Here is a 12,208-nt window from a genome sequence, read left to right as displayed (position 1 = left end):
CTCCTCGGCCGGCTAGATGGCGGTGGCGAGCGGCGGGCGGCTCGACGGGCCGCTCACCGGTGCCGGTCGTCCGGTGTGGCTGCCGCCGGCCGCGGCCGGGGTGAGCCCGGCGGCCTCGCGCGACCGGTAGTGGCGCTCCGCCAGCCCGGCCCAGCGCTGGCCGTACCGGCGCGCGGAGTCGACGACCGCGTCGGGGATGTGCAGGAACGGCGGCCGGGCCGCTCCGGCGCGGCCGTACCCCGCGGCGTCGACGGCGATCTTCCACCAGGCCGACTGCATGGCCTGGAACTCCTCCATGGTCAGGCCGAGCGACCGCATCGGGGCCTGCATCTGGTCCGCGATCGCGGCGGCCTCGGTCCAGTCGCCGCGCTGGCACGCGTCGCGCAGCGACAGCGACGGCCACGGGCCCATGCAGACGTCGATGCTCCAGCCTCCGGCCGCGCCGAACATCATCGCCGGGTACATCAGCTGGTCCAGGACCAGGACCGCCATCTTGTCCTTGACCGCCTTGATCGCGCCGATGACGTTGAAGATGTCCATCGACGTCTGCTTCAGCGCGACGACGTTCTTCACCTGGGCCAGCTCCCGGAACGCCGCGGGGGGCAGCGTGATCCGGAACGCGTGCGGGTTCTGGTAGATCATGATCGCCAGCTCGGGCACGGCCTCGGCGAGGTCCTTGTAGTACTGGACCGCGTTCTCCGTCGTCTGCGGCAGATACATCGGTGGCCCGCTCATGATCCCGTCGGCCCCGAGGTCGGCGATGAGCCGGGCGCGCTCGATCGAGTCGCGGGTGTTCAGCGTGCTGGCCCCGACGAACACCGGGACCCGCCCGTTCACCGTCTCCACCACGGTGGCGATCAGCGTGCGGTATTCCTGGGTGGTCAGCGTGTGCGACTCACCGGCACTGCCGGTGGTCACGATGCCGTCGGCCCCGTCGCGCACCAGCCGGTCCACCAGCGACAGCAGCGCGTCGGTGTCGATCGTGTCGACGGCGTGGACATCCGCCGCGTCCGGGGTGGAGCAGGCCGGCACGAATGCCCACAACCCCTTCATGTCGCTCGGTACGAGCGTGTTCGTCCTGCGGGTCACGACCGCGTCCTTTCTCCGGGATCCCGGCGTCTCAATGGCCCGGGCCGTAGGGGTTGTTCAGGAACTGGGAGAAGATGTCCTTCCGCTGCCACGACAGGCTCTCCAGCTCCATCGCGTCGAGCTGGATGCGGAAACCCAGCCGCGGGCTGGCGATCTCCAGCCGTTCCCCGTTACGGGTCTGGATCTTGTCGACCGTCACCATCGCGAACTCGTTGGCCACCGTCGTCTTCGAGCTGGGCTCGTCGTTCATCGGACTACCTCCTGGCCGCGCGCTAGAAGAAGAACGCGAGATTGTGCGTGGCGATCACCACGTGATCGAGCACGACGGTGCGGCGGGCGAGGCGGAAGCCCTGGTCGGTCCGGCGCAGCGTGTCCTGGCGCTCGGCCGTGAGCAGGTCCGTGGCCCTGCTGTCGCCGCGGCTGCGCGACACCATCACATTCGAGCGGACCTCGTACTCGTCGGGCCCGGAGCCGGGGCGGACGCGCACGTTGGACACGAAGTGCCGCAGCTTCGACGGCGGGTCCTCGGCCCAGGCGTACTCGGTGTCGAGCCGGAGGATGCGCATCTCCAGCCCGGTGTAGTCGTCGTCCCAGTGCGCCATCGTCGTCGAACCGGCGCTCCCGTGCGCGCGCTCCCGGGTGGTCTGGACCGGGATGAGGTACCGGATGTCCTCGGTCACCAGGTCCAGCCACTCGCGGAACCGCCCGTCGTCGAGCAGGGCCGATTCCTCGAACAGGAAGTCCTCGACCGCGAGGCGGAGCGTCAGCCGCTCCTCCACGTTCGTCAGCATCACGGAAAACCCTTCCTCGTCAGTCGTCTCGCCGTCGATGTCGCGCGGTGCTCCGTGCCGCGGGTCATGAGACGACGCGGTCGGGGTCGGCGTCCTCGAGGAGCTCGAGCCAGCGTCCCCAGAACTCCCGCTGGTTCTGCTCGGCGTAGCCGCTGGACAGGGCGCGGCCGGGGCCCTTCCACTCGGGATCGCGGCCGAGCACGCCGAGCCCCATCTCGAAGTTCAGCTTCTGACTGCCGGCGAGCAGGCCCTGCGTCCCCTTGGTGATCGACCGCCAGGTCTCGGCGTCGTCCTGCTCGAACACCCCGGACACCCCGAAGGTGCGGACGTAGGTCTCGTAGGAGAGGTCCTTGAACTCCTCAGGGGCGTCGCGCTCGATGAGGAACCACGACCAGACCTCCATGGAGTCGTGGCTGAGCGGGCGCCACATCCGCATCGTCAACATCGGCACGGGGACCGACATGTGGTCCTTGCTGATCATGACGTTGAGGAAGGACAGGTTGGGGAACACCGTCCCGTGGATGAAGATCGTCCGCTCCAGCATGTCGGCGTGCGCCTGGTTCCCGTACCCGGCAACGAGATCCTCGATCATCTCCTCCGGGTAGTTCATGAACGGCGGCATCTCGTAGCCGGGCGGCACGCCGAGCACGCCCAGGCCGTGCCCGCCACCCAGGGTGATGTGGGCCGGCGCGGAGGCGAACTTCGGGTCCGGCGGCACCAGACCGAGCTCCGCCATGGAGCGGTGCGTCATCAGCGTGTGGTAGGCGTCGCCGACGAAGTTGTCGGCGCCGAGCTTCCAGTTCGCGTCGATCACCCAGCGCTGCGGCTCGCCGCGGACCTCGAGGCCACCGGCGCTGCGCTTGGTGAACAGGTCGATGTACCAGGCCATGTCACCCAGGTACGCGGTCAGCGTCGGCGCCGACTCGTCCAGGCAACCGAAGACCAGACCGTTGTAGGTCTCCAGTCGCGGTACCGGTGTCAGGTTCCACTGCGTCTTGTCCATCGACGCGCCGTAGACCTCCTCCTGCGCGGGCACGCCGGTCAGGTCACCGGTGTTCTTGTAGGTCCAGCCGTGGTACGGGCAGCGGAAGTGCGAGGTGTTGCCCGCCTCGGTGCGACACAGCAGGGTGCCGCGGTGGCGGCACGAGTTCGCCATCGCCCGCACCGAGCCGTTCTCGTCCCGGACCACGATCACCGAGTCGTCGCCCATGTAGCGCACGACGTAGTCGCCGGCCTCCGGCACCTCCGACTCGTGCGCCAAGAACACCCACGAGCGGGCGAACACCCGCTCCTTCTCCAGTTCGTGGATCTCTGCGCTGGCGACCAGCCGGGCCGGGAGCTGCCCCTTCTCGACACCCTGCCGCCCATTCGCGATGAGCCGCTGAATGCTCCGTTCCCCGCCGATTATCGACATTCCCGTCCCCATCTCTTCACGTCCGAGAAGTTCAGTGCTGGTATTCGATTTCCAAGGCGCTTTCGAGCTCGGAGAGCCGATCCTGGGCCTTGCCGATCGTCATCATCTTCATCATGTCGCCGGTGGCCTTCATCTGCCCGGTCATCGCCGCGGTCTGCCCGTTGAGCGCACCCTTGGACAGTTCGACATTCGTCTCGTAGCTGAGCTCGGCCTCGACGTCGGGACGGCGGGGCGCGGCACCGATGCCCACGGTGAGCGAGCCGTCGTCGAAGTGCATGTAGTACTCCTCGCTCCACGGGCTGCCGGAGACGCTGACGTGCAGCACCACGTCGTGGCCCGCAGCCGCGCTGCGGAACCTGTCGTCGGCGTTGGCGGCCGCCGTGACGGCCTTGGCCCAGTCGTCGGTCAGGAACTGGATCGACATGATGGCTCCGTTCGGTGGGAGGAAGTGGTCGTCAGGTTCGGTTGGGCGCGGCTTCGAGCGCGCCGGGCGGCGTCGTCGCCACCATCTGGTGTCCCCAGACGCTCGGGCGGTCGTACTGCGCGACGGTCCACGTCTCGTCGTCCACGGTGACCGCGCCCCAGCCGTACTCGAGGTCGAACCCGCTCGGCGTCCGCACGTAGAACGAGACCATCCGGTCGTTGACGTGGCGCCCGAGCGTCATGCTCAGCGGGATCTTGCGGGACATGCAGAGGTCGTAGGCGGTGCCCACGTCGTCGAACTCCGCGACCTCGACCATGACGTGGTGCAGCCCGCGCACCCCGGGCATGGGTGTCAGGGCGAGGCTGTGGTGGCGGGGGTTGCAGTGGTAGAACCACAGGTCGATGAAGGTGTAGATCTCGTCGCTCTTCTTGAACCCGAGCACACCCTGCAGGAACCGGTCGGACTGCTTGAGGTCAGGCGTGGCGAGCACGAGATGGCCGAGGCCCTGCGCGCCGGTGAGGAACCGGGACATCGGCCGGCCGGGATGGAAGGAACCCGGCACGACCTTCTGGCCGTAGAAGAGCTCGTGGCGCAGACCCGACGGGTCCTCGATCGCGAGAAGGCCGAGCACCCCGCGCGCGGCCCGCTCCTCGTCGGTGCCGGTCGCGAAGGCGACACCACGCTCGCGCAGCAGCTCGGCCGCCTCGTCGAGCGCGCCCTCGCTGCCGACGTCCCATCCCGCGTAGAGCATGCGGTTGCGCTCACCGTGGTGAACGGCGATCCGGTGGTCGGTGTCGTCCATCCGCAGCAGCACGGCGCCGGAGTCCGCCTCGACCGCCTGCATCCCGAGTACCTCGGGCCCGAACTCGAGCCACTGCTTGGCGTCCGGGGACGCCACAGCCACATATCCCAGCGATCTCGCCAGCATCTTCTTCGCCTTCCGTGAGGTTGTGAGGACCGGGTCGGTCAGGGGGCGAGGTCGACGCCGCCGGCGGGCTGGGTCATGCCGCGCACGCCGAGCCCGCCGTCGCTGTTGATGACGACCCCGGTGACGGCCCGGGAGTTCTCCGCGGAGGCCAGCAGCACGTAGAGGCCCGCGTGATCGGCCGGCTGCTGCGCGGTGTGCAGCGGGTTCGTGCTCATGAGGGCCTCGATGTCCGGCACCGTGGAGAGCACGATGTCGCCCTGGCCCAGATGCTCGATCCCCCGCAAGCCGGTTACGGTGCCGCCGGGAGCGACGCCGTTCACGCGGATCCTGGGCGCCAGCTCGTAGGCCAGCTCCCGCACGACCCCGACCACCGCGTGCTTCGACGCGGTGTACAGCGGCCCGCCGCCGGAGGTGTAGAAGCCCGAGTTGGAGACGGTGAAGACCATGCTCGGCGCGTCGCTCTTGAGCAGTTCGGGCACGGCCGCCCTGGCCCCGAGCAGGTAGGCCTTCACGTTGACGGCGAAGATCTCGTCGAACGCGTCGCCGAGCTTGTCGCCCTCGAAGCTGACGAGCGAGGCGAAGTAGTCGAAGATCCCGGCGTTGCCGACGAAGACGTCGAGCTTGCCGAACGCGTCCACCGTGTTCGCCACGGCCTGGCGGTTGTCCGCGAACGACGTCACGTCGCCGGTGAACGCGACGGCACCGGGGTGCTCGTCCTGGAGCTTCTCGACGCCCTCCTTCGAGCGATCCAGGATCGCCACCCGGGCGCCCTCGGCGAGGAACCGTTCCACCACCGCGAGTCCGATGCCCGAGGCACCGCCCGTCACGAGGGCGACCCGCCCGTCTAGCCAGCCCATAGCTACCTCTCTCGATCGATCGATGAAACCCCTGGTTCCTCGGACAGCGCCTCGTAGCGCTGGTGCAGCGCGGCCCAGCGGCGTCCCGCTTCGCGCGCGCCCTCCAGGTAGGACTCCGGCACCTCGGTGTAGGGGGGCCGGGTGGGCCCGGTGCGCATGAAGCCGGCGCCCTGGAACTGGGCGTTGTCGAGCTGGATGCTGTACTTGAGGAACTCGGGGAAGTTGCCGCCGGGATAGAGCGGTTCGAGGGCGCGCTCGAGCTCGTCGGTGAGCGCCCTGCACTCGTCCCAGCTCTGGGCCTTGATGAGGTCCCGCAGGTGCGTCGCAGGCGCCGGGCCGCACGCGACGTTGCCCGACCAGCAGGCGGTGACCTCGTCCGGGAACAGCCGCGCGAAGTAGTACCAGTCGGTCTCGAGCGGCAGCAGCCGCATCCGGCCGTCCACGGCGCGCAGGTCGGACAGGAAGGCCGCCCCGCTGAGCAGCCCGAGGTGCTTCGCCGCGACGATCTGGGGGATCCGGCTGAGCTGCTCGTAGGCTCCCGGCCCGATCTTCCCCTTGAAGGCGCCCGGATTGTCGTAGACGACCAGCGGCACCCCGGGCAGCGCGTCGGTCACGTCGCGGTAGAAACGGACGATGCCGGTGTCGTCGAGGGGCAGCCACATCGGGCGGCCGACGAACAGGCCGTCGGCGCCGATCTCGCCCAGCCGCCGGCCCCGCGCGATCGTGTCCCGGGTGTTGAGCGTGGTCGCGCCCGCGAACACCGGGATCCGCCCGGCCACCGTCTCCACGACCGTGTCGACGAAGTCCTGCTGCTCGTTCCAGGTCAGGGAGGCACATTCACCGAACGTGCCCGTGGTCATGAGCACGTCGACACCACCGCGGACCATCGCGTCGGCCAGCCTCGACGCCTCGTCGAGGTCGACGGTGTCCTCGGCGTCCCACCGGTCGGCCGTCGGGGTGGACGGCGTGGGGATGATCCCGACGACGCCGGTGATGTCGTCGACGGTCAACTTCGGGTTGGTCACCTGCACTGCCTCTCGTCGGTGGTACTCAGCGGACGCGGACGTTCGCCGGGGCGGGAGGGACCGGCTGCACGCCGAGGGACAGCTCCGGCTTCTCGTGGTAGAGGTCCAGTGCCCGGTAGGTGGGGATGTCGTTCACCGAGAACAGGACGGCCTCCCCGGCCCCGGAGTTGACGAAGTGGTGGGTGCTCCAGTTCGGGACGACGAAGCTGTCGTGCGGGCCCCACTGCAGCTCCACACCGTCGACGACGGTGGTCCCCTCGCCGCGCACGACGAAGTAGACGGCGCTGGAGGTGTGCTGGTGGGCCGCGGTCTGCTGGCCGGGCCGGAGCATCTGCACCCAGCAGTCCAACGTCGGCATCGTGGATCCGCCGGTCACCGGGTTCGCGTACCGCAGGACGACCCCGTCGTAGGGGCTGCCGGGCACGTCCGCCATCCGCCGGAGCTGCTGCTCGACGTCGCGCCACGGGTAGCGGAACGGGAAGTTCGTCGCCTTCGTCTGCTCCCAGACCGGGCGGACCAGGCCTCCGCGGTCGGCGAGGTGCTCCCCCGGGCTCAGCCGCTCGGGCTGCCGCATCTCACCGAGCGACTCGTAGAACGGGACGTTCAGCCCGAGTACGAGACCGATGTCCAGGACGTCGAGCCACACGACGTTCTCGGTGGTCCCGTTGTGGTGGTCGTGCCAGGTCCATCGGGGAGTGAGGACGAGGTCGTAGTCGTCCATCTGGCACGGCTCGCCGTCCACCACGGTGACGAGGCCGGGACCTCCTTGGATAGCGAAGCGCAACGCCGCCATGGTGTGCCGGTGCGCCCAGGCGATCTCGCCCGGCTTGAGCATCTGCATGCCCATGTTCATTGTGTGCGTCGTTCCCCGGGTCGCCGGGTTCATGAACGAGAGGTTGCGCCTGGCGGTGAAACTCTCGGGAAGCACATCACACGACTTCTGCAGTTTCGCGTAGACGTCCTCCCACCGCCACAAGAAGGGAATACCGGCCGGCTTCGGTCCCCCGACGACGCTTTCCAGCATCTCGTCGTACAACCATTGCCCCCGCAGATTCGCTGCCTCGAGCTCTGTGTCGAACTCGGGAAGCGTCGGAACTCCGACGATCGACATCGACCCACCTTCTCTGTCTGGCAGAACTCATCTCTGTGATGGGAGAGACTAGCCATGACAGAACGAACGGGTCAAGCATGCTCGGAAAAATCAGCGAATCCATCCGCTTTGCGCTGCGAATCCTCCGCATTACGCACGGGCACTCCGCTCAGCGCGGCGGGCACTCCGGATTGCGCGTTCGAATCGGCCCGATGTCGCGGCCGCTCCCGGCCGGCGTCAGGAACGGAGGGTGCGCGACGGTGCCACCCCGAACTTGCGGCGGTAGGCGACCCCGAACCGACCCAGGTGGGTGAAGCCCCACCGGGTGGCGACATCGGCGACGCCGACGATGCCGGGGTCGGCGCGCCGGAGGTCGTCGTGTGCGCGGGCCAGGCGGACCTCGCGCAGGTAGGTCATCGGGGGCATGCCGACGTAGTCCTTGAACCCCTCCTGGAGGGCCCGCACGCTGATGCCCACCCGGCGTGCGATTTCGGACGCGGTCAGTGGCGCCTCCGGCTCGCTCTCGATGAGATCGACGGCCTGCTTGACGGCACGCGGCTGTGCTCGCGGGCGGGCTTCGAGCAGCGTCGCGGAGTAGTTGTGCGTGTGGGCCAGCAGGAAGCCGGTGAGGAGGAGGTGCTCGAAATGCGCGGCCGCGGGCGGCTGCAGGACCACACTGTCGGACCGGTGGTGCTCCCGCTCGAGCAGCGTCACCGCCGCGAGCCAGCTCTGGCTCACGGCGGTGGTGAGATCCATGCTAGTCACGAAGCTGATGGGCTTGGCAGCAGGCCGTCCGAGCAACCCCTCGAGCTCGAGCTCGAGCGCCACCCGGTCGAACTTCACGCAGAGCTGGGTGCAGTCGGCTTGCCACCTGATCTCGCCGGGTAGGTCCGGGACGAACACGGCTGCCCGCTCGGGTGTGCTCACCACGGACGCGTTGCCGGAGCGCGACTCCGTGTAGCCCGCGAGCGGGATGTTCACGAAGTATGATTCCAGTGCCTCGAGATTGAGCAGGTGGACGTCGGAGCCGTACCTCAATCGGCCCGTCGTCACACTGCCGAAGCTGACTGCTTCGAGGCGGGCGTCGAGAGGCGCCGTGCTGCCGAGCAGCTCGAGACGGTGCGGCGTGAAGATCTTGGCAACCGCCTCGCGAGCCTGGTCGACGTCGGCGGTGCGCACCGAGGCGTGTCGCCGGACTAGCTCGTTCGGACGCATTGCAGCTCCTACACTGCTGCCTGGTCGGCCCGCGAGGCCGACGATCCAGCGTTCACATGTCATACAGCACCTCTTCTGGCTCGTCAACTGACTCAGGCTGCGATGAGTCCTACTCTGCCGAGCGGTCAGAACCATCGACCAAAGGCATCTGAGGAAGGGACTGGGTCGCCGTGGCTCAATTGGTACGAGTGCACAACTTCATGGTCTCCAGCGACGGCTACGGCGCCGGTCAGGGACAGAGCTTGGAACGTCCGTTCGGCCGCGCCGATCCCGCTCAGCTCGGCGCCTGGGCCTTCGCGACGGCCAGTTGGCCCGACCGAGCCGCCGGGGTCGTCGTCGTTGTCGTCATCGTCGAGGAAGCCGTTGATGTAGTCGGGCGTCATCCAACCGGCGTCGACCGGGTCGCGGCTCTGCCGTCCCGGTCCCCGCTCCGGTCTGGGTCGCCCGCGGCTCATGGAACCGAGAGTGACACAGGTCTTGGCCTGGTCGTGTCGGATAACGGCTACTGACATTATTCGCGCATCCACTGACATCTTCACATCGCCCGACACACGCAAACGTACGTAGATCTCAAGCTCCTGATTCCACTCCAGCGGATCGACCGGGGAATCGCGCACGCACCATGATTTCGGTCAGACCGGACGGTTGTCGAGTAGGGGATGACGATGGGCGACTGTCGACGAGACCCACGGTTTCGGGGTGTTCGCCTTGATCATTCACCGGGTGTGTAGGTCGGGCTGGCGGGCCGTCGTTGGTGATCTTCACCTCCGTTGTTGATCTGTGGTTCGGGTGGTGGCCGCGGGTGGGGCCGACGTCGTGTCGGTGGCGCCGGTTCCACGGTCCGGTAGGGGCTCCTGGGTCGGTGGGTGTGCGTCGTGCCGGGTGTCGGTCAGCCCGGTCCCGTCAGCGACCAGGCGCAGCACCGCCGACCCGGTGTGCGACACCACCCCGTGCCCGTCGACTTCTACCGTCAGGTCCGTGGACCACGCGCTATCGTGCACCGGAAAAGTGCTCCTCGATCTGGGTGTTCTGCGACTTCAGCAACCGCATTCTCCCAGCTCAGGGGCACTTTTCACTGTCACGACACGCTCACGCCAAGATCACGGTGAAAGGCGGAGGTTCGCGACGCCGCACGCCGACGCGGTGGAGCACATCCTGCAGGTCGCCGAGCTGGCCGATCGGAGCGGGCTGGACCTGATCGGCGTTCAGGACCACCCCTACCAGAGCCGGTTCCTGGACGCCTGGTCGCTGATGGCCACGATCCTGGCCAGCACCGAGCGGGTCCGGGTGTTCCCGGACGTGGCTTGCCTCCCGCTGCGCCCTCCCGCCGTGCTCGCCACGGCCGGTGGCGTGCCCGACGTCCTCGGCACTGTCACCGCCGGACTCCTCGCACGAACCGGGGCCTCTCGGCTCTCCGATACCTACAGGGGCGGAACTCACATACGCTGGTCACGAGAGACTCGCGGGCGAGCCGCCCAGCCCGACCTGGCTCCCGATCGCCGTTCACCGGCGCGCCGCTCCCGCGAGCGGGTGGTGCTCGCCGGTGAGGGCGGCAAGCGCGGCCGCTACCTCCTGGACATTGGCCCGCACGTACGTCGAGGTCGACGAGCCGTCCCCGCCGCCGTCGGTATGCCCGGCGTAGGCGTGCGCGACGGCGAACCCGAAGTTCCGCTCGACCCACGTCAAGGTGGTGTGCCGCAGCCAGTGCGTCGAGACCTGCTGGACGGCCACCCAGGGCAGCGCGTCGCCGAGCCGGGTCCACAGATGGTCGTAGCGGCGCCGGGTCATCGGACGCCCCGACGCGTACCGCACCAGCTGCCCGTCCCGGACGGCATGCCGCTCGGCGGCGTGATGCTGCAGGTGCGCCATCAGCGTCGGGGACACCGGCTGCGAGCGCACGGTGCCGGCCTTCTCCCGCAGGAAGACCAGACACTGGTCGGGGTCAAGGTCCTGGGGCCGCAACGCGAGAGCGCCGGCGCGGCGGCAGGCGGTCTCGACGTGCAGGCGCAGCAGGAGCGTGTCCAGTGCCGGGTCGTCCCCGGTGGTCGCCGCAGCGTGATGGATCTCGGCGAGCCGCTCGTCCGGAACGGCCCGGCGCGTGCTGGGCAGCCGCCGCGGCTTGGCCACTTTCCGGGCCGGGTTGTCGTCCGCGTCGATCAGGCCGTCGTCCTCGGCATGCCGGTACACGCAACGCAGCGCGCTGATCACATGCTCGGCCGCGCTGCGGCCACCCCGGTTGCTGCGTCGGGCCACCAGGTTCGCCTTGGTGTTCTCGACGAGCTGCCGGATGTCGGTCGCGTTGACCTCGTCGAGCCGACGATCCGGCCAGCGGTCGAGGATCCGGTTCCAGTAGGAGCCGTACAGCCGGCGTGTTCCGTCGCTGACGGCGTCCCGCACTCGTGGCACGTACTGGGCGAACGTCGGAACTGTCGCGCGTGGTCGGGCCGCGGCGAGCAGATCGGACGGGGAGATGCCCATCCGGTCGAGCAGCAGCCGCGCGGCGTCGAGCTCGGCCTGCCGTCCGTGGTCGATCGTGGCCCCGCGTGGCTGTGGCGTGGTCACGGCGTCACACCCTCGATCATCGCGGCGTGGTGGGCGGTGAGCACGACGTCCAGCGCCACAGGCGGGTGGAGCAGGAGCCGGCCGGCGATGGGGTCGGCGACGAGGAGAACGCGGTCACCGGCCGCGAGCCGGCAGGCTCGGCGCACACCCACCGGGAGACGGAGGTAGAGATCGGCGCCGATCCTGGACCGCGCCTCGGTCGCCGGCACGACGAGGACGGAGCCGAGAACCACCGTGAGGTCCAGCGGCTGGGCGGGGGTCCAGCCCAGCGCGTGCAGCACGGCTCGCTCGGCGAGGCGTCCGTACCGGTCCAGCACCGCGAGTCCGTACACGAGATGGGGCGCAGAACGGGACGGCAGATCCGGGACGGGCGCCCCCCTCATCGCGGGTCGCTCCGTGCGCTGCGACCGGGCTCCCAGCACCGTCCGGCTCGGGATGACAGCCGGTACGACGCTGGTCAACGGGGACAATTGAAGGCGTGGAGCTGCTGTTCGGGGCGGGGTCAAGCGCGCTTGAACACGGGCACGTCGGATGTTGCAGAGATGCAACGAACAGGTGTTCGAGTCCCCCTTCGGACAAGAACGACGCCACGCTGCGCGACCCTTGCTCACTCGCCACTCCGCCCCGGCCTGTCGACGGCACGTGAAAACTGACCCCCGCGCGCCATGCCGCCTGTCAGCCGCCGCTGAGAACGACGACGTAGCGGGGCGAGGTCGTCCTCGGGCGTGACGACGATGGGGGCGTGCGGCGCGGCGTGTTGATCTCGTTGGTCGCCGACGACACGGTGACGACGGCAGGTCGACGTTGGAGGGC

The 12,208-nt window shown here is 68.9% G+C and carries 13 protein-coding genes and 1 pseudogene; 1 reads left to right on the top strand and 13 read right to left on the bottom strand.

The genetic code is table 11. The features are described from left to right. Positions 1-12: 12 nt before the first annotated feature. The 11 genes from Q1K26_RS22490 to Q1K26_RS22440 form a co-directional block, all read right to left on the bottom strand. Entirely contained in the window at positions 13-1,089 is a 1,077-nt protein-coding gene (locus Q1K26_RS22490) for a dihydrodipicolinate synthase family protein (RefSeq protein WP_300016569.1), read from the bottom strand. A gap of 31 nt (positions 1,090-1,120) precedes the next feature. Continuing rightward, entirely contained in the window at positions 1,121-1,339 is a 219-nt protein-coding gene (locus tag Q1K26_RS22485) for a hypothetical protein (RefSeq protein ID WP_300016566.1), read from the bottom strand. Between the two features lie 22 nt (positions 1,340-1,361). Continuing rightward, positions 1,362-1,880, bottom strand: a complete 519-nt coding sequence (locus tag Q1K26_RS22480; protein ID WP_300016563.1) for an aromatic-ring-hydroxylating dioxygenase subunit beta — start codon at positions 1,878-1,880, stop codon at positions 1,362-1,364. 64 nt (positions 1,881-1,944) lie between these two features. Beyond that, a complete protein-coding gene (locus tag Q1K26_RS22475) occupies positions 1,945-3,294 on the bottom strand; it encodes a Rieske 2Fe-2S domain-containing protein (RefSeq protein WP_300016561.1) in 1,350 nt (449 codons plus the stop codon). A 31-nt stretch (positions 3,295-3,325) separates the two neighbouring features. Further along, positions 3,326-3,718, bottom strand: coding sequence for an SCP2 sterol-binding domain-containing protein (locus Q1K26_RS22470; RefSeq protein WP_300016558.1), 393 nt, complete (start codon positions 3,716-3,718; stop codon positions 3,326-3,328). A 31-nt stretch (positions 3,719-3,749) separates the two neighbouring features. After that, positions 3,750-4,622 (bottom strand): VOC family protein, encoded by an 873-nt coding sequence (locus Q1K26_RS22465; protein ID WP_300016555.1) that lies wholly within the window; start codon positions 4,620-4,622, stop codon positions 3,750-3,752. A gap of 62 nt (positions 4,623-4,684) precedes the next feature. Next, positions 4,685-5,503 carry a 3-(cis-5,6-dihydroxycyclohexa-1,3-dien-1-yl)propanoate dehydrogenase gene (hcaB, locus tag Q1K26_RS22460; RefSeq protein ID WP_300016552.1) on the bottom strand — a complete coding sequence of 273 codons (819 nt, stop codon included), beginning with the start codon at positions 5,501-5,503 and terminating at the stop codon, positions 4,685-4,687. A 2-nt stretch (positions 5,504-5,505) separates the two neighbouring features. Next, positions 5,506-6,528: a dihydrodipicolinate synthase family protein gene (locus tag Q1K26_RS22455; protein WP_300016549.1), complete on the bottom strand. Its 1,023-nt coding sequence runs from the start codon at positions 6,526-6,528 to the stop codon at positions 5,506-5,508. A gap of 25 nt (positions 6,529-6,553) precedes the next feature. Further along, positions 6,554-7,381, bottom strand: coding sequence for a cupin domain-containing protein (locus tag Q1K26_RS22450; RefSeq protein ID WP_300016546.1), 828 nt, complete (start codon positions 7,379-7,381; stop codon positions 6,554-6,556). Between the two features lie 474 nt (positions 7,382-7,855). Beyond that, complete coding sequence (locus Q1K26_RS22445) at positions 7,856-8,797, bottom strand: AraC family transcriptional regulator (RefSeq protein WP_300016543.1); 942 nt, start codon at positions 8,795-8,797, stop codon at positions 7,856-7,858. 161 nt (positions 8,798-8,958) lie between these two features. Then, positions 8,959-9,216 carry a hypothetical protein gene (locus Q1K26_RS22440; protein WP_300016540.1) on the bottom strand — a complete coding sequence of 86 codons (258 nt, stop codon included), beginning with the start codon at positions 9,214-9,216 and terminating at the stop codon, positions 8,959-8,961. A gap of 397 nt (positions 9,217-9,613) precedes the next feature. Between Q1K26_RS22440 and Q1K26_RS28880 the strand changes: the two are divergent. Then, positions 9,614-10,165, top strand: a pseudogene (locus Q1K26_RS28880) (LLM class flavin-dependent oxidoreductase); the annotation flags it as partial. Positions 10,166-10,336: 171 nt separating this feature from the next. Here the strand turns inward: Q1K26_RS28880 and Q1K26_RS22430 are convergent. Both Q1K26_RS22430 and Q1K26_RS22425 read right to left on the bottom strand, forming a co-directional pair. Further along, on the bottom strand, positions 10,337-11,311 hold the full coding sequence (locus Q1K26_RS22430) for a site-specific integrase (RefSeq protein WP_300016643.1): 975 nt from the start codon (positions 11,309-11,311) through the stop codon (positions 10,337-10,339). Positions 11,312-11,391: 80 nt separating this feature from the next. Beyond that, on the bottom strand, positions 11,392-11,712 hold the full coding sequence (locus Q1K26_RS22425; RefSeq protein ID WP_300016538.1) for an AbrB/MazE/SpoVT family DNA-binding domain-containing protein: 321 nt from the start codon (positions 11,710-11,712) through the stop codon (positions 11,392-11,394). Positions 11,713-12,208 lie beyond the last annotated feature (496 nt).

It is taken from the genome of Pseudonocardia sp. (assembly GCF_029263155.1).
Lineage (GTDB): Bacteria > Actinomycetota > Actinomycetes > Mycobacteriales > Pseudonocardiaceae > Pseudonocardia.
This window is presented reverse-complemented; position numbering and strand designations above follow the sequence as displayed.